The sequence below is a fragment of the Holzapfeliella saturejae genome (assembly GCF_037546065.1).
GTDB lineage: Bacteria > Bacillota > Bacilli > Lactobacillales > Lactobacillaceae > Holzapfeliella > Holzapfeliella saturejae.
On record NZ_JAWMWG010000001.1, the window covers coordinates 295,779 to 317,542 of the forward strand.

General features: G+C 31.3%; 28 protein-coding genes and 1 pseudogene. 17 read left to right on the forward strand and 12 right to left on the reverse strand.

The annotated features are described in order from the left end of the window. Window positions 1-11: 11 nt before the first annotated feature. The 5 genes from R4Y45_RS01330 (at window position 12) to R4Y45_RS01350 (ending at window position 4,231) form a co-directional block, all read left to right on the forward strand. Window positions 12-1,904 carry a peptide cleavage/export ABC transporter gene (locus R4Y45_RS01330; protein WP_339968480.1) on the forward strand — a complete coding sequence of 631 codons (1,893 nt, stop codon included), beginning with the start codon at window positions 12-14 and terminating at the stop codon, window positions 1,902-1,904. Next, window positions 1,897-2,160: an ABC transporter ATP-binding protein gene (locus R4Y45_RS01335; protein ID WP_339970234.1), complete on the forward strand. Its 264-nt coding sequence runs from the start codon at window positions 1,897-1,899 to the stop codon at window positions 2,158-2,160. Before R4Y45_RS01330 ends, R4Y45_RS01335 begins: the two co-directional genes overlap by 8 nt. A 79-nt stretch (window positions 2,161-2,239) precedes the next feature. After that, window positions 2,240-2,854 carry a hypothetical protein gene (locus tag R4Y45_RS01340; protein WP_339968483.1) on the forward strand — a complete coding sequence of 205 codons (615 nt, stop codon included), beginning with the start codon at window positions 2,240-2,242 and terminating at the stop codon, window positions 2,852-2,854. Between the two features lie 55 nt (window positions 2,855-2,909). Beyond that, the gene (locus R4Y45_RS01345) at window positions 2,910-3,260 is read left to right on the forward strand and encodes a hypothetical protein (protein ID WP_339968485.1); all 351 of its coding nucleotides are present in this window, start codon (window positions 2,910-2,912) and stop codon (window positions 3,258-3,260) included. Between the two features lie 44 nt (window positions 3,261-3,304). Continuing rightward, window positions 3,305-4,231, forward strand: coding sequence for a DUF5655 domain-containing protein (locus R4Y45_RS01350; RefSeq protein ID WP_339968487.1), 927 nt, complete (start codon window positions 3,305-3,307; stop codon window positions 4,229-4,231). A gap of 66 nt (window positions 4,232-4,297) precedes the next feature. Here the strand turns inward: R4Y45_RS01350 and R4Y45_RS01355 are convergent, their stop codons facing one another. Beyond that, entirely contained in the window at window positions 4,298-4,762 is a 465-nt protein-coding gene (locus R4Y45_RS01355; protein WP_339968489.1) for a hypothetical protein, read from the reverse strand. Between the two features lie 27 nt (window positions 4,763-4,789). Continuing rightward, window positions 4,790-4,984 (reverse strand): annotated as a pseudogene (locus R4Y45_RS07450) (helix-turn-helix transcriptional regulator); the annotation flags it as partial. Between the two features lie 185 nt (window positions 4,985-5,169). On the opposite strand from R4Y45_RS07450, the gene R4Y45_RS01360 reads away from it, so the two are divergent. The 5 genes from R4Y45_RS01360 to R4Y45_RS01380 all read left to right on the forward strand — a co-directional run bounded on the left by R4Y45_RS01360 (window position 5,170) and on the right by R4Y45_RS01380 (window position 8,654). Then, the gene (locus tag R4Y45_RS01360) at window positions 5,170-5,811 is read left to right on the forward strand and encodes a hypothetical protein (RefSeq protein ID WP_339968491.1); all 642 of its coding nucleotides are present in this window, start codon (window positions 5,170-5,172) and stop codon (window positions 5,809-5,811) included. 18 nt (window positions 5,812-5,829) lie between these two features. Then, on the forward strand, window positions 5,830-6,423 hold the full coding sequence (locus R4Y45_RS01365) for a hypothetical protein (RefSeq protein ID WP_339968493.1): 594 nt from the start codon (window positions 5,830-5,832) through the stop codon (window positions 6,421-6,423). A 292-nt stretch (window positions 6,424-6,715) separates the two neighbouring features. Beyond that, complete coding sequence (locus R4Y45_RS01370) at window positions 6,716-6,931, forward strand: hypothetical protein (RefSeq protein ID WP_339968495.1); 216 nt, start codon at window positions 6,716-6,718, stop codon at window positions 6,929-6,931. A gap of 164 nt (window positions 6,932-7,095) precedes the next feature. Beyond that, a complete protein-coding gene (locus tag R4Y45_RS01375; protein ID WP_339968497.1) occupies window positions 7,096-7,440 on the forward strand; it encodes an iron-sulfur cluster biosynthesis family protein in 345 nt (114 codons plus the stop codon). A gap of 122 nt (window positions 7,441-7,562) precedes the next feature. Next, window positions 7,563-8,654, forward strand: coding sequence for an acyltransferase (locus tag R4Y45_RS01380; protein WP_339968499.1), 1,092 nt, complete (start codon window positions 7,563-7,565; stop codon window positions 8,652-8,654). Window positions 8,655-8,841: 187 nt separating this feature from the next. Here the strand turns inward: R4Y45_RS01380 and R4Y45_RS01385 are convergent, their stop codons facing one another. Together R4Y45_RS01385 and R4Y45_RS01390 are read right to left on the reverse strand one after the other, a co-directional pair. Further along, on the reverse strand, window positions 8,842-9,324 hold the full coding sequence (locus R4Y45_RS01385) for a hypothetical protein (protein ID WP_339968502.1): 483 nt from the start codon (window positions 9,322-9,324) through the stop codon (window positions 8,842-8,844). Between the two features lie 24 nt (window positions 9,325-9,348). Next, window positions 9,349-9,780, reverse strand: a complete 432-nt coding sequence (locus R4Y45_RS01390; RefSeq protein ID WP_339968504.1) for a hypothetical protein — start codon at window positions 9,778-9,780, stop codon at window positions 9,349-9,351. Between the two features lie 177 nt (window positions 9,781-9,957). On the opposite strand from R4Y45_RS01390, the gene R4Y45_RS01395 reads away from it, so the two are divergent. Then, window positions 9,958-10,572, forward strand: a complete 615-nt coding sequence (locus tag R4Y45_RS01395) for a helix-turn-helix domain-containing protein (RefSeq protein ID WP_339968506.1) — start codon at window positions 9,958-9,960, stop codon at window positions 10,570-10,572. Window positions 10,573-10,678: 106 nt separating this feature from the next. Beyond that, complete coding sequence (locus R4Y45_RS01400) at window positions 10,679-11,215, forward strand: helix-turn-helix domain-containing protein (protein ID WP_339968509.1); 537 nt, start codon at window positions 10,679-10,681, stop codon at window positions 11,213-11,215. A 48-nt stretch (window positions 11,216-11,263) separates the two neighbouring features. Here R4Y45_RS01400 and R4Y45_RS01405 read toward each other — a convergent pair whose 3' ends face one another. Then, entirely contained in the window at window positions 11,264-11,803 is a 540-nt protein-coding gene (locus tag R4Y45_RS01405) for a hypothetical protein (RefSeq protein ID WP_339968512.1), read from the reverse strand. A 130-nt stretch (window positions 11,804-11,933) separates the two neighbouring features. On the opposite strand from R4Y45_RS01405, the gene R4Y45_RS01410 reads away from it, so the two are divergent. Next, window positions 11,934-12,752, forward strand: a complete 819-nt coding sequence (locus R4Y45_RS01410; RefSeq protein WP_339968515.1) for a DUF975 family protein — start codon at window positions 11,934-11,936, stop codon at window positions 12,750-12,752. 43 nt (window positions 12,753-12,795) lie between these two features. On the opposite strand, the gene R4Y45_RS01415 is transcribed toward R4Y45_RS01410, so the two are convergent. The 5 genes from R4Y45_RS01415 to R4Y45_RS01435 form a co-directional block, all read right to left on the reverse strand. Then, window positions 12,796-14,571, reverse strand: a complete 1,776-nt coding sequence (locus R4Y45_RS01415) for a DUF262 domain-containing protein (RefSeq protein ID WP_339968517.1) — start codon at window positions 14,569-14,571, stop codon at window positions 12,796-12,798. A 70-nt stretch (window positions 14,572-14,641) separates the two neighbouring features. Next, window positions 14,642-14,965 carry an AzlD domain-containing protein gene (locus tag R4Y45_RS01420; RefSeq protein WP_339968519.1) on the reverse strand — a complete coding sequence of 108 codons (324 nt, stop codon included), beginning with the start codon at window positions 14,963-14,965 and terminating at the stop codon, window positions 14,642-14,644. Further along, a complete protein-coding gene (locus R4Y45_RS01425; protein ID WP_339968522.1) occupies window positions 14,952-15,659 on the reverse strand; it encodes an AzlC family ABC transporter permease in 708 nt (235 codons plus the stop codon). The genes R4Y45_RS01420 and R4Y45_RS01425 overlap by 14 nt, the downstream gene beginning before the upstream one ends. 77 nt (window positions 15,660-15,736) lie before the next feature. Next, complete coding sequence (gene thiT / locus R4Y45_RS01430) at window positions 15,737-16,297, reverse strand: energy-coupled thiamine transporter ThiT (RefSeq protein WP_339968524.1); 561 nt, start codon at window positions 16,295-16,297, stop codon at window positions 15,737-15,739. Between the two features lie 109 nt (window positions 16,298-16,406). Further along, the gene (locus R4Y45_RS01435) at window positions 16,407-18,068 is read right to left on the reverse strand and encodes an alpha-keto acid decarboxylase family protein (protein ID WP_339968526.1); all 1,662 of its coding nucleotides are present in this window, start codon (window positions 18,066-18,068) and stop codon (window positions 16,407-16,409) included. 125 nt (window positions 18,069-18,193) lie between these two features. Here R4Y45_RS01435 and R4Y45_RS01440 point away from each other — a divergent pair, with 125 nt between their 5' ends. Continuing rightward, the gene (locus tag R4Y45_RS01440) at window positions 18,194-18,604 is read left to right on the forward strand and encodes a MarR family winged helix-turn-helix transcriptional regulator (RefSeq protein WP_339968529.1); all 411 of its coding nucleotides are present in this window, start codon (window positions 18,194-18,196) and stop codon (window positions 18,602-18,604) included. Between the two features lie 22 nt (window positions 18,605-18,626). Beyond that, window positions 18,627-19,124, forward strand: a complete 498-nt coding sequence (locus R4Y45_RS01445; RefSeq protein ID WP_339968532.1) for a TetR/AcrR family transcriptional regulator — start codon at window positions 18,627-18,629, stop codon at window positions 19,122-19,124. Here R4Y45_RS01445 and R4Y45_RS01450 read toward each other — a convergent pair. Then, the gene (locus tag R4Y45_RS01450) at window positions 19,104-19,913 is read right to left on the reverse strand and encodes a hypothetical protein (protein WP_339968534.1); all 810 of its coding nucleotides are present in this window, start codon (window positions 19,911-19,913) and stop codon (window positions 19,104-19,106) included. The two genes, R4Y45_RS01445 and R4Y45_RS01450, sit on opposite strands and share 21 nt — an antisense overlap. Window positions 19,914-20,062: 149 nt before the next feature. On the opposite strand from R4Y45_RS01450, the gene R4Y45_RS01455 reads away from it, so the two are divergent. Both R4Y45_RS01455 and R4Y45_RS01460 read left to right on the forward strand, forming a co-directional pair. Continuing rightward, entirely contained in the window at window positions 20,063-21,031 is a 969-nt protein-coding gene (locus tag R4Y45_RS01455) for an NAD(P)-dependent oxidoreductase (protein ID WP_339968537.1), read from the forward strand. A 14-nt stretch (window positions 21,032-21,045) separates the two neighbouring features. Beyond that, on the forward strand, window positions 21,046-21,327 hold the full coding sequence (locus R4Y45_RS01460) for a putative quinol monooxygenase (RefSeq protein ID WP_339968540.1): 282 nt from the start codon (window positions 21,046-21,048) through the stop codon (window positions 21,325-21,327). Window positions 21,328-21,360: 33 nt separating this feature from the next. On the opposite strand, the gene R4Y45_RS01465 is transcribed toward R4Y45_RS01460, so the two are convergent. Continuing rightward, a complete protein-coding gene (locus R4Y45_RS01465) occupies window positions 21,361-21,735 on the reverse strand; it encodes a hypothetical protein (protein WP_339968542.1) in 375 nt (124 codons plus the stop codon). Window positions 21,736-21,764 lie beyond the last annotated feature (29 nt).

The following is a 21,764-nucleotide window of genomic DNA, read 5'->3' on the forward strand; positions in this document are numbered from 1 at the left end:
GGAAGAAAAGAATGAAAGAAAAGCAGTCATTTATAAGACAACATGAACAAAAAGATTGTGGAGTTGCCTGTTTAGCGATGATTCTAAAAACATATCAAACAGACGTGTTATTTTCTGAATTAAGAGAATTATCTGGCACAAATTTAGAGGGAACAACAGCTCTAGGATTGAAAAAGACTCTAGAAGCTTTCAATTTTAAATGTGATGCTTTTAAAGCTGATGAATCAGTATGGCAAAATAATGAATTAAAATTCCCTTTGATTGCAAACCTAGTTGTTGATAATCAATATACACATTATGTTGTTATTTACGGTATCAAGAAAAATAAACTGATAATAGGTGATCCTGCTCAAGGAAAAGTTGAAAAAACAATTGAGGAATTCAATCAAGAATGGACGGGGATTTTACTTTTTGCTACTCCCAATGAAGACTATCAACCTGTACAACGAAAAAAATATCGCCTATCTTCATTTATGCCTTTAGTTATGCAGCAAAAGAAACTACTCTCTTTAATCGTTATCCTATCTATTTGTATAACGATGCTCGGAATTGCTTCTTCTTATTACTTTCAAAGTATTATTGATTTTCTAGTTCCTCGACAAGAAATTAATTTACTAAATATTATTTCGATAGGTATGATTACAGTTTATGTAGTGAAGACATTATTTGAATATTTACGTAATCTTTTGATGACTAAACTAGGTCAAAAAATGAGTTTAACTATCATTTTGGACTATTTAAAGCATGTCCTAAGACTACCTATGAGCTTCTTTAATACGAGAAAATCTGGAGACATTATTTCTAGATTCTTAGATGCTAATAAAATTATCGATGCACTAGCTAATATTAGTTTATCAATGATTTTAGACTTAGGAATGGTGATTATCATTGGGATAACATTACTTGTTCAAAATAGTACTTTGTTTTTGATTGTTTTAGGAACACTACCTTTTTATATGGTTGCTATCTTAGCCTTTGTTAAAAAGTCAGATAGAGCAAATCAAGAAGAGATGTCTGCTAGTTCTGAACTTAATTCTAATATTATTGAAGCGTTTAATGGTGTTGAGACTATTAAAGCTTATAACGGGGAACAGGTAGTAGATGATAAGGTTACACAATTATTTAAAAAAGCTTTGAACAAATCATATGACAACAATAAATTAAATAATCTACAGCAAACTTCCAAACAATTAATACAGTTGATCAGTAGTGTGCTAATTTTATGGATTGGTTCCTATTATGTGATGAACACTACCATTAGTTTAGGACAGCTAATTACGTTTAATGCTCTATTAGTCTTCTTTACAGAACCTTTGCAGAATATCATAAACTTACAAGCAAAATTGCAAACTGCAAAAGTCGCTACACAAAGATTATCTGAAGTTTTATCAATTGAACGTGAACAAAGTCATAACGAAACAAAAGTAAAAGTTGATACATTTAATCAAGATATCGCAATTAACAACGTTTCTTTTTCTTATAAAATGGGAAATAATACTTTGAATAATATTAATTTTAAGATTGCTGCTAAAAGTAAGGTTTCCTTATTGGGACTTAGTGGATCTGGAAAATCTACTTTGGCTAAAATTTTAGTTAACTTTTTTGAACCCTCAACTGGTAATGTGAGTTATGGCCATTATAAAAGTTCAGATATTAATAATTCCCAGTTAAGAACCCATGTTACTTATATTCCCCAAGAATCTTTCTTTTTTAGAGGAACAATACTAGAAAACTTAACCTTTGGTTTAGATGTCATACCGACTTTAGAAGAAATTAAAGAAGTTTGTGACAGAGTAAAACTAAGTGACTTTATTCAACAACAGGAATTACAACTAGGAACGATATTAGAAGAAGGGGCTTCTAACTTATCTGGGGGGACAAAAGCAAAGAATAGCCATAGCTAGAGCTTTACTCAAAAAATCCAATGTTTTAATACTAGATGAGGCAACAAGTGGTTTAGATGCTTTAATAGAAAAAGAAATTACTGACTACCTGCTATCATTAAATCAAAAAACAATTATTTTTATTTCACATCACTTACCTGTAGCTAAAAAATGTGATCAGGTTTTAGTTTTAGATAAAGGAAAATTAGTTGAACAGGGTAGTCACAGTGAGTTAATTAAGCAGGAACATCTGTATCATCAATTATATAACATATAAAAAAGGTATAAGTAATGCTACATGCCATTGAATTTGAATTTCTTCGATGCTATAGTAGCTGAGAAATGGAGGAGTAGAAATGAAAAAGAAAACGATTGTAATAACAGTATTAGCTGCCGTGACTTTGCTATTGGGGACGATATCTACTGGTGTTATGGCGAATGATTATTTGAATAGACACCAGTCGCCATTAAACAAGTTTGTTGATTACCCTTATAATGGTAATATTGCGATTAAAACTGCAAAACCCACTGAAAAAATAACACTGGCTGATGTGCAACCTAAGCCTAATAACATCGCAATTGCAGAGTCAATTTATCAAGATTTAACCACAAGGTATCCCAACCATAAAATTGATGTCTATTTGATAACAGGTGGTCAGTATAAAGATATGGTAGAACCACAACCACAGCAACAATTTATTACTGTAGATTTTGACCAAGAACTGATAAGACAGTTACTAGCTAATCAACAAGAATTAGTTAAGTTGAATAACTATGTTGCCGAAAAAGCTCAGCAATTAGATGATAGTTTGAAATATGGCAATCCGATTTCTAATGATCAAATTATTATTGACAATTCATTCAATCGTAATCTGCTAGACAGATCAGCTGCAGATTATCCCACATTTAATATTCAACATTCAAAACACACTAATATTCAAAAAATGTTAGGTGGAACTTATTACGAGTAAAAGGCCGATATAGGCCTTTTTATATTTCATTTAAAAGTTGGGAAGGGGTTAACTTATGTCTAAAAAACTATTATTTGGTTTTATTCTAGGAATTATTGCAATAGCTACTTTTGGAAGTCTTTTCTATTTAACTATCAACATGTTCTTGATAGTGCCTTCAATGCTAGTTTTATTTTTGGCTAGATATGGTTATGATAAAAATAATGAAGAAACAAGACAAAAAAGAATTTACTATATTCCAAGTCTATACTTATTTGTACTGATTTTTGTTCTGACAATCATTATCTTAGGATTGTCATTTTATTATCAACTTCGCTTATTATTCGTGATAGCATATGTCGTTACAATAGGATTATCTCTGTATGGCATGATAAAAGAGATTAAAACAGGTGACATCTATGATTGATTAAAGTTAATATAGTTGTAGAACACAGACTTAGAGGAGTAAATATGTCACTTTATCAATTTAAAAATAATCAACTAACGCGTCTAAAAGCCATTCCATTTAAAGTTGAAAAAGAAATTCAGCGTTTAGTCGAGGAAAATACTGAAGTTTTGCTGGGATTAACTTTTTTAGCGACTGAGTTTCACGTGGAACATTATCGCTTAGATACGGTTGCCTTTGATGAAACAACTAATAGTTTTGTAATTATTGAGTATAAAAACGATACTAAATATAGTGTGATTGACCAGAGATATGCTTATTTGAATACATTACTCAACCATAAAGCAGATTTTGTTTTGCTATATAACGAGGTTCATAACACGCATAGACGCGTGGATGAATTCAATTTCGAACAGACCAAAATTAACTTTATTACCAAAGGGTATACGAATTATCAGTTAGATGCAGTGAATAATCCAGAGTTGCCAATTGATTTATATCAAATCAAGCAATTTGAGAATGGTCAAATTCAACTTGATTATATTGAAAAAACAAAGCCAGCAAAGGTGGCTAAAAGTCAAACAACGTTAACTAAAGAGCAAGTTAACTTTACACAGATTAGTGAATTGAAAAACTATACTGAAGCGGATATGTTGAAGAAAGGTTCAGATGAAACAAACGACTTGTATCAGGAATTGAAAATCGAAATTTTGGATTTGAATCCCAATATTTCAATCAAAGCTCATAAAACTTATCTGGCTTTTTTGATTAATGATAAGGACTTCTGTGATATCACCATTCAAAAGAAGCAATTGAAGTTATTCTTGAATATGAAATTTGGTCAATTAAATGATAAACTTGACTATGCTCGAGATATGCGAAATATTGGTAAATATGGGAATGGGGATTATGAAGTGACATTCAATAATCATACTGATTTACCTTATATTATCGACTTAATAAAACAATCTATGATAAAAAATGATCAGTAAAAAACCTTTAGACAATAGTCTAAAGGCTTTTATTTTTTGTGAAAATAGTTAGGGATTGTATAGGAATTAATTGTTCAATTTATTATTTATTCTCGAACCTTTTTTGCTTATATTCGGTGTTTTTTCTTTAAATAAAATAACTGCAACTTTGTACAATGTCGTAACACCATATGTTACTTCTAAACATACAACGGTTAAGCCAAGCACCAATCCTAAATTATAGCTGACACCAAGGTGAGAATTGGCATGCACGAGGTTATTAGCAGATATGCCTCCTATCAATACATTGGTTATTAAAATTGGTATTAAAAATCCTAAATGTGTTATGTATATGGATAGATTTTTTATAATATTTTGAGAATAATTTTTAATGATTCTATTTAAATACACTGTCAAAATAATAAGAAGAGGTGTGTTAATAAAAGTATGTACACAGTCCATTAAAGTTAAGTAGCCAATGATTAACGATATGGTTTCTATGATAGAAATGATTTTAATTTTCAAAAGCTGTTTCTGTTTTAATTCAAACATATCAAAATTGATTTCTTTTTTTGTATTGAGAAGAGAGTCAGAATTGATATTAAATAATTGTTCAATAGCTTTAACTAAATAATAATCAGGAATTCCACGATTATTTTCCCAAGCAGAAATCGTTTTACGAGAAACATTGAGTTTATTTGCGAGCTGATTTTGAGTTAGATTATGATAGCTTCTGATATATTTGATTTTCTCACTAAATTCGATAACCGTAATCTCCTTTTATATGAGTTTATGAATCATTTTAATTATAGCGAAAAAGTTGTCGATAGAATAGGTAAATGTAACCCAAAATAGCTAAGTAAATCATTAATAATTTGTTATAGTCAGTTCAGATAGCAAGATGTTTCAAAAGAGGAGCGTCCTTTTTGAAATGGAATAATTAACAAGGAGGATTATTAATGAAGCGAGGAACAATTAAATTATGCGGTGCTGTATTAGCTGCAATATGTTTATTAGGCGTGGGACAAACAGCGAATGCTGCAACACAGAGAGTTGTAAAAGAGGGTGATGTTAATAAAGTAGCTACTGTCAATTACGTCAAAGGATATGGTATTTCTACTTGGCGAAATGTTGATGAAACACCTACAGGACACTATTTACCAACTGGATCCCAATGGATAGTCAATCATATGTCTATGTTTGAAGATAATACATTTTGGTATTTAGTAGGTAATAATGAGTGGGTCAGTAATAAGTATTACGACATAAAGCAAGATTGTGCTGAACAGAAAATGAATGCTGTAATTACTATTAAAAATCCAAAAATTTTCAGGAGAGGTGTACCTATTTTTTCTGATACTATCAATTATAATCAGACAGGTTTTGTAAACTTTGATAACGATTATCGAGTATTTAGTAGACAAGTTCTTGGTGGTGAAACATGGTATCAGGTTGGTCAAAATCAATGGATTGAAGGTCAATATGCGGATATTAAGAGTGAAGTTTCCCGAGATAATAAGCAAAGTTTAGTAAATTTTCCAGGTGCTAATCAAAAGAACTACGAAGTTTATCAAAATAAAATTAAAAGTCGACAACTATAACTAATGGAGGATAACGATATGAAAAAGAAAACAATTATCTCAGGGTTAGCATTATTAACTGCTATTATTGGACTTTCAACAAGTCAGTCAAAATCAGCAGAAGCAGCTACACCAGATAAAATAGCAACCGTTAATTATGTCAAAGGATATGGAATTGCCACATGGCGTGATGTTCAAACAGCTTCCAGTGTAACAGGTCATTATTTACCAACAGAATCTCAATGGTTAGTGAATACAACTGTTACAGGAGCAGATGGCCAACCTTGGTACTTAGTTGGAAATAATGAGTGGGCAAGTTCTAAATATTATGATTTAGGTGGTGAAAATTCAGTACAAGACTTAGATGCAGTTATTAAAATTGAAGCTGATGTTGATCCAAGAGGAACTGAAACACTTTTAAGTGCGGTGGGCTTTAGAGGTAATAAAGCTACTGGACGAGTTTATCCAAATATGGAATATAAAATACAGTCGCGAAGACTAGTAAGAGGCGAGGCTTGGTATGAATTGGGAAAAGATCAATGGCTTCGAGCAAGCATGGCTACTATCAAAACAGAAAAATCTAGAGGCAATAAACTAATGTCTGAACCAAGCTTTATTACAAATAATCAATAATCTAAACTTAATAGAGGACGTGTAACCCGAAATAGCTAAGAAAACCAACGATTATTTGATATAGTCAGATATTAGCAGTTCCATAACAACTGGTAGTCGTTAGGAATTGCAATACTTTTATCAAAACGCCAAGTACATTGTTGATAATCGGGAGGTTGTTATTTAAGTTCTATTATTATGGAAGATTGACGAGATATTAGTAAAAAACAAGCTTATATCATAGGGGTATCAGCAAGTAGTGGGTCAATATTAAGTCAATTGAATCTCATAATCTATTGGAGGTAATGAGTAAATGACAAACACTCATCGAAAACTAGTTTTTATTTATACGGGACTATTTCTAATTATGATAGCTATGATTTTAGCTTTAGTATCTTATTTGAGTATTTTGCCAGGTAATGATTATGTATGGCAAATACCAAGGGTTTTGCTTTTGATTTTCATTTTATCAAATGTAATTAAGTTAGGATTATGGCTATTTAGAAGTGGTCTAAAAATAAAAGAATAAGCAGTAATCGATAACCATAAAAGGTATCTTGCAAATAAATCAAGATAACTTTTTATGGTTATTTTTGTAAAAAAATAAAAATTGTCTTGAAATTTTATTTATATTTGATAATATATAAATCATAAAGATTGTACAAAACTTATTTAACGAAAGAGTGTTTAATTATGAAGTTAAAAATTAAAGAAAGTGCTGCAAAATATTTACAAGAAAAAATGCCATCTAGTGATAGCTATGTTTTCTTAGCTTTAGATGATGGATCAAATAAATTCTCTGATTTAGGTGGAACTTGTGCAATTGGTGATAAATTCCAATTTGTGTTTAGTAGTCAACCTGATGAAGACTATAACCAAGAAATTGAAAATAACGCTGGCTTAAAAGTGTCAACTTCTAAAGAAGAAAATGCCTTTCTAGGTGAAAACCTAATCTTAGATTACAAGAATGCATCACTTGTTCTAAGCGATGATAGTGGTATTTTAGATGGTGCAGTTTCTAATAAAAAATTCGATTAATTCAACAAAAATAAATAATTACTATAAGTAAAGAGAGCTCATTTGAGCTCTCTTTTTTATTTGGATATTTTAAAAATCATAATATAATAAATGAGTCAGACTAAATACAGAGGAGTATGTAAATGAAAACACCGAGGATTTATTATCTAGATATATTGAGGATTGTAGCAATTTTTGCTGTAATTGTTATTCATGTGTCATCTCAGAGCTTATACTACACAGCTAATGTTCAGAGTTTTACGTGGCAGAGTCTTAACTTTTGGGATGCTATTATGCGATGGTGTGTGCCAATTTTTATCATGATTTCAGGAGCATTATTTTTAAATCCGGATAAAAAATTTGATTTGAAGATATTGTTTCAAAAAAACATCAAAAAGATTTTATATTTAATTATCTTTTGGCATATCATTTATGGTGTTTTCAATTATATTGAAGTTGGCGATTTACGAGAAGCAGTTGTGACGACTATTGAAGGTTATTCACATTTGTGGTTTTTACACATGTTAATCGGACTTTATATTTTAGTACCATTATTAAGAAAAATAACTGAAAGTCTCAAACTAACACGTTATTTTTTAGCAATTGCCCTTATTTTTACCCTTTTACTGCCAACAATTTCAGAAGTTTATGAAAATTTAGTAGCTTATCAACCAATGCCGTATGCAGTTAAAGCAGTCCTAGATAGTTTTGCCATTGGTTTTTCAAGAATTTATTTCAACTTTACGCTAGGTTTTTCAGCTTATTTTGTAGCAGGTCACTATTTTAATACAGTTGATGTGCCACTTAAGTGGCGAAAACGATTATATATAACCGGTATCATTAGTACATTGCTAACTATTGTACTGACAGGAGTAATGTCCTATCATTACCAAGTTATTATGATTCCGTTATATAGCTACACGAGTTTAACAGTCATGTTCACGACTTTTGCAATATTTGTGTTTGTTAAACAATGGAGTTATTCAATTGATTGGGATGAATTGTCCGATAAAAAATGGTTAAATCGATTAATTCAGTTATCTCAAATGATCATGGGTGTTTATTTAGTTCATTTCTTCTTAGTCACAATCATCATTAAAAAACTGAATGGATTTGAATTCTTTAATAATGCATTGCTAGCAGTACCAATTATTTCAATTGTGATATTTGCGTTATCAATTATCTTAACGATTATTTTTCGAAAAATTCCAGGACTCAAAAAGATGATGATGTAATGCCTAATTTTATAATAAGATTTGCAATGATAAATCTAATATTGTATTTTAATAGTGTACTTTTTAAGTACACACATATACGTTTGATTTAAAACATACAAAAGAGACTTGCTGACTATTGTCATGCAAGTCTTTTTTGTATGGAAATACCTTTCTACTGACTTATATTTAAGGGTGATTAAGTTTTTCAATTCATGACTTCATTTAAGTAATAAGTTGACTCAAATAGTATCTTTTGGGTTTTACCATCAGTTATTTTCAATTTTATTGGAACTGAGGGGTCAATATGGTTATAAGACATAGATGTCGTTTTATAATCGATCGTGTTGAGTTCTGATTGACTAATATTAACACCATTGCTGACCAATTCTGTATCATTTTGAGCGACACTCATGTCTGTATAATTACCATCAATGTTATTCGTTGTATGATTGTAAGGCTCATCAATGATAAAAGTGAATTGATTATCTTGAGAAGCGGTACTTATTTTGATTGCTGTATCGAACATATTAACTGTATCGTCACGTCTGTTAAAAGTATTATTACTATTTTGGTAGACAATATGTTGATTAATTGGGGCAGCACTTTCATGGGTTTGGTTAATACTCGTATTTTTTGAACAGCCAGTTAAAGTTAGAATGAGGATTAATCCGAACAGTTTCTTTTTCATAGTGGTTCCTTTCTTCATCTTCATTTAGTTGAGATAGTATGTTCTTTCAAATAAAATTTGACTTGTTTGGATATCAGATAATTGGAAGTAAACAGGTGTTGTTGAATCAAAAAGTTGCCAATACATTAGCGATTCGTTTTGTCCGACAATTTCACGTTCTACTAAATTATGGTTACCTTGTTTGGCATAGACTCTAAAGAACTTACTACTGCTTATCTTAATAGGGAGTTCAATTTTACTTGGATTGTTATCATCCATAATAAGCGGTTGGTTTTGAATGATAATAGAGCTGGAACTTTTTGGTAAAACCAATTCGTCAGTTTTTAAGTTAGTGTCAACAGGCTGTGAACTTTGTGATGATTCAGCCGAGGGCAGTTCATAATATTTAACTGAGCAACCCGTAAGTAAGGTTAGGCTCAATAATACAGACACGGTATAGCTATACTTTTTAAGCATAAAAGTGTGACCTCTTTTCATAATTGTTAATAAATTTAAACTACTAAAGATAATCAAAAATGAACATCCCCAAAATGTTGATTTTTGATTATCTTTATTTTGTAGAGAAGTCCTTTGAATCCGATTTCAAATTATTAGAGAAGTTTAGTATACTGAAAGTACGATTGGAGGCGTAAGATGTATTTTAGTCATAATTTAAAAAGATTGCGAAAGCAACGATCACTCACACAAGAACAATTATCGCAAGAATTAAATGTTTCCAGTAAAGTTATTTCATCGTGGGAGAATAATCGCACTGAACCTGATTTTTTATCACTTCAAAAGATTAGTACCTTTTTTGACACAACAATTGACGAGCTGATTCATCATAAAGGCAAAATTGAAAATCAATCGACAAATTCTAGAACTAATAGAAGTCGCTTATTTAGTAAATTTTTTATCATTACGCAATTGATTTTAGTGTTATTGATGTACGGCGACGGTTTTGGAATCATGAATTTTATAGGTGCTTTTGTCTTGGGAATCGTTAATATTTTGGCTTATAGTATTTTTTATCGCAAAACAAAAATGCAAACTAAGGGATTTCTATTAATTAGTTGCTTACCATTTAGCTTAATATTGATTAACTTAATTATTTTATTTCAGCCACTCATTACAGGTCACATCACAGGGATTATGATTTTAAATATACCGATTATGCTAAATATTCGAATTTATTATGTTCTAGCAGCATTGCTGATAAGTATGAGTGAATTTTCGATTATAGTGGCGTTTCTACATAGAAAAAGCTAGTCCAAATGGGACTAGCTTTTTGACTAACAAGCGAATGTAACATACTAGTTGCTTGTGATGTGACAACATTTTGGTGTAAGTTAAAACAAGAGAGCGAGGAATAATGATGACATTAGGACAAAAGTTACAAGAATTAAGACAAGAAAATGAAGTGACACAGTCACAGATAGCAAAAGAACTATATGTAACTCGACAGACGGTTTCAAGATGGGAACAAGATCAGACCTTACCTAGTATTGAGACACTGAATCAGATTGCACATATTTATCAAACACCACTAAATACTCTGGTTTCAGATGAGGATTATAATGAACAAAAAAATCACAAGAGAATAAATATTTTAGCCTTGTTTGGTGTTATTTTGTTTAATTTGATAGTTGGTCTTGCTGTTTTTATTGTGGTTATCAGTATTTTATTTTCTTTTTGGGTAACTCTTATCGCCTTTATTTTATCGCCACTTGTATTATATATATCGACATTATCAGGGTTACAATCTTTTGCATTATGGCAGTTAATAAGTAGTGTATTACTTTGTATACTTGGAGCGGTATTGATTCCTTTATTATATCAAGTGACTATTAAATTGGTTAGTCTTATGAAACACTATGTGAGCGTAAATAAAAAATTGATTTTTAGTCATTAATAACAGAGCGTTTTTCTTAACAATAAAAAATAGCCTATTCAGGCTATTTTAAGTTTCACTATTATTTGGATTTTTAAGGTGTTGTTTACCTAAAAATTGAGCACCTTTAGTAGCAATCAAAGTAAAATCAGAATTATCATCTTTTAATGAATAAAACATAGAAGGATAGCGAAATTCATTACTGCTATCAATATTTTTTGCAGGAGAAGTCATACCGCAAAAATTTAATTTAACAGGCAATGGCTCATTATCCTGGTAAATATTAAAGAAATTATAGAAAGCTGAATTAGCATTAATTTCACTATTAGGAATATTGCTACTTGCATCAAATTTAACGATAAGCATTGAATATTGAGCAGTATCTTTTAGATAATCAGAGTATTCATTCTTTTTAACGATTTCATATCCTACTATTTTTAGTGTAAGCGAATCAGTTTTGAGTACCCCATTTTCAAAAGATCCTGTCTTAGAATTAGCTAGTTCGTTATCCAAGTTTATAGTTGTTGCAGCAGGACTTTTATCGTTAGTACATCCTGTCATAACTAAAGTTAATAATAATAACCCCATTAGTAGTATTGCTTTTTTCATTTTAAATCCTCCAAAATTTTATTATTTGCATTATAACATAGAGCTTACTTAACTGCTGATTGTCCCTATTAATTAGCGGTTATATCGGTTATAGTGGAAGATACAAGACTAATATTGGAGGATATGATTGATGGTGAATCGAAAACAACTTAAAGAAAGAGCAAGAGACTTGATTAGTCAAGATAGGGGTTATTACTTTAAATTAACATTATTGCCAGCATTACTACAGTTTATGGCAATTGTAGCCGTTATAATGTTACGGTCAGCTGATATTTCAAGCTTGTTTTCTGATATGAATCCACTAAAGGCGATGCGATTAGCTTATTCATTACTAGCAACTTTACTTAGTATTTCAGTATTTTTTGCATTAATTAAAATCTGGTTTGACTTTAGCATGAAAATGATTATGTTGCGATCTTATCGAAAAGATAAAAAACCAAAAAAAGTATCCAAAGCCATTACTTATGTGTTCACAGATGGCAAGTGGTTGTACGTAATTGGGTTATTGATTGTAACCGGAGTTTATACGAATATTGTGAATTGGATTACAGAGCTCTTTGTTGATTTAGTTGCAACGATTATGAGTTTTGGTAGAATTGCTGCTAATAATCAGACGCTATCCGTAATTTTGGTTGTCGTTTATATTCTCATTGCGATTGTATTGAATATTATTAGCGTTTTATTTTTAAATGTAAATGAACAAATTGCTTATGCTTATCTAGATAGTTATGATATAGGAGAAGGTGTTTTCTACGCTTTCAAAAAGGCGTTCGTTTTAATGACAAAAAAACAAAATATGCTACAATTCTTCTATTTACAGCTAAGCTTTTTAGGATGGTATATTCTAAATACGCTGACTTTAGGAATACTAGGAATTTGTTGGTTTAACGCTTACGCTGAAATGACTTATGCTGGATTTTATGATGAAATAACTAAAAAAGAAGATTAAAAAAAGACTTAACCATTGAGGTTAAGTCTTTTTAAGTAAATAATCACTGACATATTTTGTCAGCAATGTTGATAGCCATTAATTTAGCTCTACTTTTAATAATATTATTAACGAAAGCATCGTCGGAAGTATCCAGTGCGTTAAAAATGCTGTTAAATTCTTCGGACGTAAAGTAATTAGATTCAGTTATTAGTGTCTTGTAGTCTGATTGATTATATTCATATAAGGTGTGTGAACTTTTACTATTATTAAGAGATTTTGGAAGAAACATACCGTTTCCCAGATGACTCAAAATAACTCTGTTACTTACATTACTATTTAAGATCCTTGCTTTTGGAATGACATGTTCAAATTCGTAGTCCTCGATTTTAGGAATTTCACGGGACATATATGTTAGGTTTGAATGAATAGTTATTAAAGCTTTGATTTCTTTACTAAATGTTTTTCTATTTCCATCAAATTCCAATATCCAGCTATTAAAAGCTGAGATGAAACTATCTTTATTTAAAGGACTTAAATAATTTTTTGTTTGCCCACTATAATATTCAAATAAACGTTCATCTCCGTGAGCTGTCCAAGCTTTAGTTAGGTAATCATATATATAGTATGATGGAATATTTTGCAAACTAACTTTCACATCATTTTCAGACATATCCCATAAACTAGCAAAATAAGATAATACTTTAAAAGTAGTTGATAATCCATTCGAGTATTGTTCTTTTTTAGAATTTTTTTTATTACTAAATGAGATGTTTTGTCGTAATAATTTATCAAATGGAGCATTGATTTGATTAGCTATTGAGTTTAATCTTTGTAATATATTATCAATATTATTTTGGATAAAACTACTTTTATTTTTAAGAGTAGCAATTTTTTTATTGTGTGTTCCTGTGATGATTCCCATTAGTCCGAATCCAATTTCGTTGTTTGATTTATCTTTTTTAGAAACTAGGGAAGGTATTCTATTTACTACAAATTCACCTATTGCTCTACTTAATTCAGCAAGATTGATTGAACGATTAGATGTTATATCATCTTCTGAAAAATTCTCAAGTTCAAATGCACTATTATTGCGTATTTTGTTATAGTACTCTTTTACATATCTTAAAATTTCATCACCTAATACGTTGTTTTCTGGTATGCTTATAAACTCTTCTGACCATGATGCGTTTAGAACCTCGTATTTAGTCAAAGGAACGCCACCTCTATTAAGGTTTTCAAATACTTCTGGTAAATCAGCCTCATCTCCTAAAAATTCAATTACAGGAATGGTTAGTGTACTTAAGTTTATGTAATTTTCTATTTCTTCTTTTATTTTCGTTATTTGGTTTCTAAGCTCTCTTTTAGAAACATTTTGAAAATCATCTTTGTCATATTCATCTGTCCAATCAGCTAATTCGATTTCGTCACTTAGTAATTGATCAAACAAATAGCTACTTATAGGTTCGAGAGAATTCTTACTCAAGTTTAAATTAACATCTTCTAAAAGTTTATTATATTTTTCTGCATTTAATTGTTTCCAATAGAACAGTTTGTCATCTTCAAAGTTTTTAATTGTTGATAATCGTTGTTGTCCATCTAAAAGTCTATAGGAACTTTTATCAGAAGAGATGGGTGATACCAAAAGAGAACCAAAAGGAAAGTTTTTATGTAAAGTTTTTAACAGATCTAGTTTCTTTTGCTTAGACCAAACTAATGATCTTTGAAATTTAGGTATTTTAGTAAATTTTAATTGTTCTGCATAAGATAATTGATTAAATTGATAATTTTTTTTCATAAATAAAGTCCCCCAAAAGATTTGCATCATTTTTAATGCCATTCAAACACTACAATACTTGACATCTAGGGCAATTTCAATAAAAAGCTTGCTGAGCCTTCAGCAAGCTTTTTTAGATTAATTGAATTAAACCTAGTGAAATAATTCCAACAACAACCGTTATTAATAAACTTTTTGAAAAAATGGCAGCGAGTAAGGTGGGAATAGAAGCGAGTAGATTTGGAATATTGAGTTCGGGTAATTGACCTAATCTTTGAATAAACAAGTTTTCAAACCAAAGAGCAGACATAATAACAATCGGAACAAAGTTCAAAAACTCAATGGCTTTATCAGGTAAATTGACTTTTTTAAGAACGGCAAAAGGTAAGGCACGTGAGCACCAAGTGACAAAGCCACACAGAAAAATGGTTAAGATAACAAAGTTAGTTGAAGGCATTTTTAATCACCACCCCTAAAGAACAGCCAATCAATGTGACAATAATGATTAAAATATTTGACGGCAAGAAAATCAGCCCGATGTACATTAGAATTAATACTAAGGCAACAACCGTTAACTGCAATTTTTTACTTAATTTTTGATCACTTTCAACTTGTAAATAAAGTAGTCCAATAAACATGGCAACAATTGCAAACTGAAGTCCGAGTGATTGAGGATTAGGGATAAAGTTACCAACTAATCCCCCGATAATTGACGCACTAAACCAGGTGAAATAAGCAACGATATTAGCCGTATTAAACCAGGTAAACGACAACTGATTTTGCGTATAGTTTAATTTATTCATACTTAACGCGAAACTTTCGTCAGTTAATAACGTGCCAAGCCATAAATTTTTAAGTAGTGATTCTTTTTTGAAATAAGGTGCTACAGATAAACTCATAATAATCATGCGAGAATTCACTAAAAAAATAGCCAAAACAATTGAAGCAAGTGGTGCATGGGCTAGCAACATGCTCACTAATACAAATTGTGCTGACCCAGCATAAGTGATGAGTGAAATCAGTCCGATTAAGAAGATAGATAATCCAGAAGCTTGCCCAATAATCCCAAAAGCAATCCCAATTCCTATATACCCAAAAGTTGTCGGCAGTACATCTTGCATAGCTGTTTTAAAATCTAGTTTTGAATTCATAAAACCCCTCCTCAAGTTAGTCAATACACTACTTGAATTCGGTGTTAAATTCAACAAAAAAAGCCAACCAATTAAGGTTAGCTTTTAATAAAGAACGAGGGAATACGATTAATCAAAATCAAAAGAATAATAATGGCTAAAATTGTATCAGGAATAACATAACTACTATTGTAAACTAGCGAATATAACCAAACAGGTTGACCTTCAGGTGCAAAGCTTTGATAGAAGAAAATCCCGGCTAAAAAGTGGCTAATTAAAGAAAATAATCCCCCAACTAGTCCGCCAGCAATTACGGAAAATCCAGCTTTTTTAGATTGCTTTTGTTTCAGTGCTTTTTTGAATTGTGCTGAAAAAATTCCTGCTAATCCAATTAACGCAAAAGCCAAAATGTAGTCGAATAAGACTTGAATTGGATTTAAAAAGTAGCCCCCAAATACTAAAGAAATCACACCGGTAATTAGACCAGAAACACTTCCAGTTAATAAACCGTGCTTTAAACTGAGTAAAATAATGGGAACAAAGGTTAATGAAACGCTTCCGCCTTGTGGCATTTGAAATAAAACCAAATAGTTAAATACAATAGCTAATGCCGACATAATCGCCGTTTCTGTTAATAATTGAACTTTAGTTGTTATCATAAGTTATCCTCATTTAGTTAAATTAGTTGTTAGACAAAGTTTAACAGAATTCATCATAGTTTGATTGTAAAAAAACGCTTCTTAAAAGTAGAAGCGTTTTTTAATAATATTAGTGATTTTGGGCTTCAAATAATTGACCTGTTTTGATCAATTGTTCAGGGGCATCCATCACACCCATATTAGCTTGAATAACGATTAATTTGTCGGGGTTGTCATTAGCTTTTTGCATAGCATTAACTAAGTCTTTTTCAGTATCGACATTAATAAATAGATATTGCTCATCATTTGCACCAAAGGCATGAGGAATCGTATCGTAGTTTAATTGAGGAACATCGTTATAAGGTTCAGTTTCACCATGAATAACACGTTCAACTGTGTAACCGCTGTTTTCAATAATGAAAATAACAGGTGTTAAGTTTTCCTTGAAAGCAACTCCAAAATCTTGGATAGTTAAAAGAAGTGACCCTTCACCAGTTGAAAGGACAGTACGACGGTTATCTTTTTGGTTGGCGAATTGTGAACCTAAAGCAGAAGGGAAAGCATAACCAATTGATCCCCAAAGCGGTTGTCCAATAAAGTTAGTATTAGCTTTTAGTTGTTGACTTGCTAATCCAAAGAAGGAAGTTCCTTGTTCAGCAACTAGCGTATTTTTACCTTGAACAAAGTGTTGTAAAGCACGGTCATAGAATTCTTGTGTTAATTTGTTGTCTGTTGTTTTTAATTCGTTTGATGTAAGTTCTGGACGAACGACTTTGTCGTAGTTTTGGTTTAAGTTTGTTGCAGCTAACTGATTGATAATCGCCTCAAAGTTATAGGGTGTGGTTAATCTTTCGCCGTAAATCGTAACATTATCAAAGTTTAAACTAATTGTTTTTTCGGGACCAAAGCTTTGCGTAAATCCACCAGTGATGGAGTCTGTCAACTTAGCACCAATCGTAATCACGGTATCTGCTTCATCAACAAAACGATTAATAGCTTCATCAGAAATTGATCCGTTGTAAGTTCCAATAAAGTTTTCAAATTCTTCACTTACTGTACTTTTACCCATTGCAAGAGTAGCAACAGGAATATTATTGTGTTTTGAAAAGCCTTCGATTGCATCGCCTAAGTTAAAACGTTGTGCTTCATGACCAACGATGATGACTGGTTTTTTAGCAGTTTTAATTGCTGAAGTGATTGTTTCAACTGATTGAGAAACATCAGTTTGTTTGCTTTCAAATAAGTGTGGAATGTTAGCTTTTAAATGGTTATTAACAGGAAGAGCGACTAAATCTGTTGGTAAAACAAGGTAAGCAGGTTTTTTATTTTCGTAAATGTAACGAACGGTATCATTAATTTGATTAATCGCATTATCTTTGGTTAAAAAGGTAGCTTTAAGACCTAAAGCTTCGTGTGCATTAATGAAACGTTTGAACTGACTATCTGCAAATGTGTGGTGAACAAGTCCGCCATTATGTTGTACTTTTGTTGTTGGTGCACCCACAATTTCAAGCACAGGAACTTGTTCAGCAACACTACCAGCAAGTCCGTTGATTGCACTTAATTCACCAACACCAAAGGTTGTGACAAATGTCGCAAAGCCACGTTCACGAGCATAACCGTCAGCCATGTAAGAGGCGTTAAGTTCGTTAGTATTGCCAATCCATTTCATATCATGACGGTGAGTAATGTGATCTAGAAATTGTAAATTAAAATCTCCAGGAACTCCAAAAACTTCATCTGAACCAAGATATTTTGTTACATCTAATAAATAATCTGATAAGGTATACATAGTATATGTCTTCTTTCGTCTTAAAATTAATTAGTCAATTTAATTGACCTATTTACAAGTATTACTATACTACCTTAATCTAAAAAGTCAACCTAGTTGACCTAATATTTTTCAGGAGGATTTTTATGGAATCTAAAAATCGCTTAGCGACGATTTTTTTCGCTTACCAAAAATTTGCAAGTTTAATTGATTATGAGGCCTATGGATTAACCAAAAATCAACATCGGGTATTATTTTGCCTATACACACTAGAAGAGGCCTCAATCAAGAACTTATTGTTAGTGTTAAATATTTCAAAGCAAGCTTGCCATGTTTTAGTTAAAGACTTGGTTGAGCGAGAATTAGTTTATGAAGTTCCTTCAAAAGTGGATAAACGTATTAAACTATTGAAATTAACGACAAAAGGCCACGAGTTAAATCAACAAATGAATGAAGAACAATCACAAATTATTGATGCTATTTTTGAAGATCAAGATGATGATTTTGAAAAAGCTATGACTCAGATGGCTGATGATTATTTAGATGCTTTAAAATAAAATCCTGCAGGAGGTAGTTAAAATGAAAAATAAAAAGGCTCGCGAAAAAATTCAACAAGCACTGTATGATTTGATTGAATCAGGTAATCAGTTATCAGATATAAAAGTGACGACGCTTTGTCAAAAAGCTGGAATTAATCGCTCAACTTTTTATGATAACTACCTTGATATTTATGATTTGGCAGACCGATTAAAAGGTTATTTAGTTGATAGCTACTTAACTTTTTTGAAAAATGATCATGAAAAAAGTATTTTGTCACTATTACGACATATGTCGCAATATCCTGAAACTTATCGGTTGTTTTTTTGGTTCAACTTGGATGATCATTTAACCGAAAACCATGAAACAATTAAACAGCTAGCTTATCAAAACAATAGTCTGCAAAATTCTTACCAACATTTATTTTTTATTTCGGGATTAAATGCCGTAATTAAAAAATGGTTAGCTAATGGCTGTCAAGAGTCACCAGAAGAAATTGCCGATTTACTTGAACATAATTTATCGAAACTTTCGCAGTGATAATTTTGTATTTTGAAAGATAAAAATGAGGTTAATAATTAAAATAATTGAGCAGATAACAATCCCTGTATAACTCATAAATGAGCTTTTCATCAAGTCATCTTGGCTGTATCTAGCAAGCATCAAGGATTGCATATTATAAACAGAGACAAGTGCTGTCATAAAATTAATAATGGCGTAGAAATTGAAAAAGTCTTTAAAGTGATTTTGCTTTTTAAATAAAATGACGATGGATTTGATTAACATACCCAAGGTGTAACCTGAAATCAGATAAATCATTTCATCACGATAAACAATTTGATAATAGTGATTTAAAGTCAAACCAACAATTCTTACAAGCATCAAATTAATAGCTAGTAGAATCACACTGATTAAAAGTGTGGATTGTCGTAGGAGTTTGCGATTTCGAGTAAAAATAAGAACTGTGAGTCGAAGTAAAAGCACAAATAAATAATAAAGCCCCATAGTTGTATGCCAAATTGAATTGTAAGTTATCCCCAAAAAGAGTTCGTAACTCAAAATAAAGCCATTAATGACTAGGCTAATTAATAAGCTAATGCGTTTGACACTTTTATTTTGAGTTACTTTTTTAATCATAGGGGCAACTTTTTTGCTAATGATGAGACAATCTAAAAATGCCACAATTCCTGAAAAAGAGGAACAAGTTAGTGGAATCCAGTCTGCTACTGCTAAGTTTTCATTAAAAATAAAAGGTAAGATGAATAGCATCATGAGATTTAAAATAATTAAAGTAGGGCCAATTTTTTGATTAATTTGAGTCAATTTCAAGTCACCTTCACTCCAGTTTAAAAGTTCGTCAATCTTTATTTTAAGTTACGATTAGTCTGATCATAACCCACAATTTTTCTAAAAATGTTGGATTTGGATGAGTTGACAGAATGAAAAGTGTGCTATAGGTTAAATCTGAGGTGAATAAAATGAAAGTATTAATTGGTGTACCAGAATCAAACTCAAATTTATCTGCTGAAGAAATCAAACGACACTTTGAAGAAAGTGCCAAGACTTATCAATTTGATTTAGCTTTAAGTACTGATAATTTAACATCTTCAGAATTAGATGAAGTTGAGGTTTATGTTGGAAATAATATTGCTGTGTTAACCCAACTTCTTGAACGACCTCATAGTCGGTTGCGTTGGGTACAAACCTTATCAGCTGGGGTTGATAACTTACCCCTAAAACAATTACAAGAAAAGGGAATTCGATTAACAACAGTTAAAGGTATTCACGCTGAACCCATCTCTGAGTCCGTTATTGGCATGATTTTAGCCATGTATCGAGGTATTAATGAATCAGCCAAAGAAGGCCAATGGTTTAAATTAACGCAAACACTCAAAATGCTACAAGGAAAGCAAGTCGTGATTTATGGGACAGGACACATTGGTGGTCGAATTGCTGAAATCTTGACGGTTTTTCATGCTAAAACTATTGGAATCAACTCTAGTGGACATGAAGTTAAAGGCTTTCAACAAGTTGTTTCGATGGCTGATAGTCAACCTGCAATTGAAAATGCGGATATTTTAGTTAATGCATTGCCCTTAACACCTCAAACAAAGCATTTATTTAATGTAGATTTATTTAAGCAACTCAAACGTCAGCCATTATTTATTAATATTGGACGAGGCCCAAGTGTGAATACAAGTGACCTAGTACAAGCACTTGATACTAAACAGTTAAGTGGAGCGGCACTTGATGTTACTGATCCAGAGCCTTTACCAAAAGATCATGCCCTTTGGCAAAAGGCTAATGTTTTGATTACGCCACATATTTCAGGTATTCACGCCGAATATTTGGCTGAGTCATTAGCCATTTTTAATCATAATATGGCAGAATTTGTACAAAATAGACAAGTTGTTCAAAACCAAGTCGATTATAAAAAAGGTTATTAAAAGGAGTTTATGACATGATTATTGCAAATGTTAGATTGACTATTGACCCAACAAAACGTGAAGAGTATTTAGCTTTTATTGATGAATTGGTATCAAAATCATTAAAAGATGAAGGAAATAAACTTTATGCACACTTTCAAGATACTCATTATGAGAATCAATATTTAATTTTAGAACACTGGGAAACACAAGAAGATTTAGATAAACATAGTCAAACCCAACATTTAGTGAAATTTCAAAATCACATTGGTGATTACGTTACCCAAGAACCCGAGATTTTATTTTTGAATAAATAGAAAAAAGAGTTAGCAGTTGCTAACTCTTTTTTATTATCCTTGTTTCAACCCTTTTGAAAGTGGAATCAAACCAAGTAAAGCCATAATTCCGATGATAGCTAAAATAGTACCGACTACCAGTTGGTTGAACACCATAGTTAGTGATAAACCGCCACCAAATACAATAACACCAATAATAGCCACTAGAGCAATACCGATTGTTTTAAGTGATAAGTTAATTTTTGGTTTATTTGTTAGTTTTCGGTGAACCATAACGGTAATTAAACTAAAAATAATACCTAAACACCCAACAATGATACCTTGATTGTAAAGTCCTGAATCTGGAAGGAGTGCCATGCTCATGCCACTACCTAAGACTAAGGCACTAAAGATACCTAATACTAACGTTACAAAACTACTTTTTTTCATTTCTTTCACCTTCTAACTGATTGTTAACT

Bases quoted from the DNA above. Each gene is read 5' to 3' on its own strand.
- R4Y45_RS01330 (WP_339968480.1), top strand. From the start codon at position 12: ATGAAAGAAAAGCAGTCATTTATAAGACAACATGAACAAAAAGATTGT.
- R4Y45_RS01340 (WP_339968483.1), top strand. From the start codon at position 2,240: ATGAAAAAGAAAACGATTGTAATAACAGTATTAGCTGCCGTGACTTTG.
- R4Y45_RS01345 (WP_339968485.1), top strand. From the start codon at position 2,910: ATGTCTAAAAAACTATTATTTGGTTTTATTCTAGGAATTATTGCAATA.
- R4Y45_RS01350 (WP_339968487.1), top strand. From the start codon at position 3,305: ATGTCACTTTATCAATTTAAAAATAATCAACTAACGCGTCTAAAAGCC.
- R4Y45_RS01355 (WP_339968489.1), bottom strand. From the start codon at position 4,762: ATGTTTGAATTAAAACAGAAACAGCTTTTGAAAATTAAAATCATTTCT.
- R4Y45_RS01360 (WP_339968491.1), top strand. From the start codon at position 5,170: ATGAAGCGAGGAACAATTAAATTATGCGGTGCTGTATTAGCTGCAATA.
- R4Y45_RS01365 (WP_339968493.1), top strand. From the start codon at position 5,830: ATGAAAAAGAAAACAATTATCTCAGGGTTAGCATTATTAACTGCTATT.
- R4Y45_RS01370 (WP_339968495.1), top strand. From the start codon at position 6,716: ATGACAAACACTCATCGAAAACTAGTTTTTATTTATACGGGACTATTT.
- R4Y45_RS01375 (WP_339968497.1), top strand. From the start codon at position 7,096: ATGAAGTTAAAAATTAAAGAAAGTGCTGCAAAATATTTACAAGAAAAA.
- R4Y45_RS01380 (WP_339968499.1), top strand. From the start codon at position 7,563: ATGAAAACACCGAGGATTTATTATCTAGATATATTGAGGATTGTAGCA.
- R4Y45_RS01385 (WP_339968502.1), bottom strand. From the start codon at position 9,324: ATGAAAAAGAAACTGTTCGGATTAATCCTCATTCTAACTTTAACTGGC.
- R4Y45_RS01390 (WP_339968504.1), bottom strand. From the start codon at position 9,780: ATGCTTAAAAAGTATAGCTATACCGTGTCTGTATTATTGAGCCTAACC.
- R4Y45_RS01395 (WP_339968506.1), top strand. From the start codon at position 9,958: ATGTATTTTAGTCATAATTTAAAAAGATTGCGAAAGCAACGATCACTC.
- R4Y45_RS01400 (WP_339968509.1), top strand. From the start codon at position 10,679: ATGACATTAGGACAAAAGTTACAAGAATTAAGACAAGAAAATGAAGTG.
- R4Y45_RS01405 (WP_339968512.1), bottom strand. From the start codon at position 11,803: ATGAAAAAAGCAATACTACTAATGGGGTTATTATTATTAACTTTAGTT.
- R4Y45_RS01410 (WP_339968515.1), top strand. From the start codon at position 11,934: ATGGTGAATCGAAAACAACTTAAAGAAAGAGCAAGAGACTTGATTAGT.
- R4Y45_RS01415 (WP_339968517.1), bottom strand. From the start codon at position 14,571: ATGGCATTAAAAATGATGCAAATCTTTTGGGGGACTTTATTTATGAAA.
- R4Y45_RS01420 (WP_339968519.1), bottom strand. From the start codon at position 14,965: ATGCCTTCAACTAACTTTGTTATCTTAACCATTTTTCTGTGTGGCTTT.
- R4Y45_RS01425 (WP_339968522.1), bottom strand. From the start codon at position 15,659: ATGAATTCAAAACTAGATTTTAAAACAGCTATGCAAGATGTACTGCCG.
- thiT (WP_339968524.1), bottom strand. From the start codon at position 16,297: ATGATAACAACTAAAGTTCAATTATTAACAGAAACGGCGATTATGTCG.
- R4Y45_RS01435 (WP_339968526.1), bottom strand. From the start codon at position 18,068: ATGTATACCTTATCAGATTATTTATTAGATGTAACAAAATATCTTGGT.
- R4Y45_RS01440 (WP_339968529.1), top strand. From the start codon at position 18,194: ATGGAATCTAAAAATCGCTTAGCGACGATTTTTTTCGCTTACCAAAAA.
- R4Y45_RS01445 (WP_339968532.1), top strand. From the start codon at position 18,627: ATGAAAAATAAAAAGGCTCGCGAAAAAATTCAACAAGCACTGTATGAT.
- R4Y45_RS01455 (WP_339968537.1), top strand. From the start codon at position 20,063: ATGAAAGTATTAATTGGTGTACCAGAATCAAACTCAAATTTATCTGCT.
- R4Y45_RS01460 (WP_339968540.1), top strand. From the start codon at position 21,046: ATGATTATTGCAAATGTTAGATTGACTATTGACCCAACAAAACGTGAA.
- R4Y45_RS01465 (WP_339968542.1), bottom strand. From the start codon at position 21,735: ATGAAAAAAAGTAGTTTTGTAACGTTAGTATTAGGTATCTTTAGTGCC.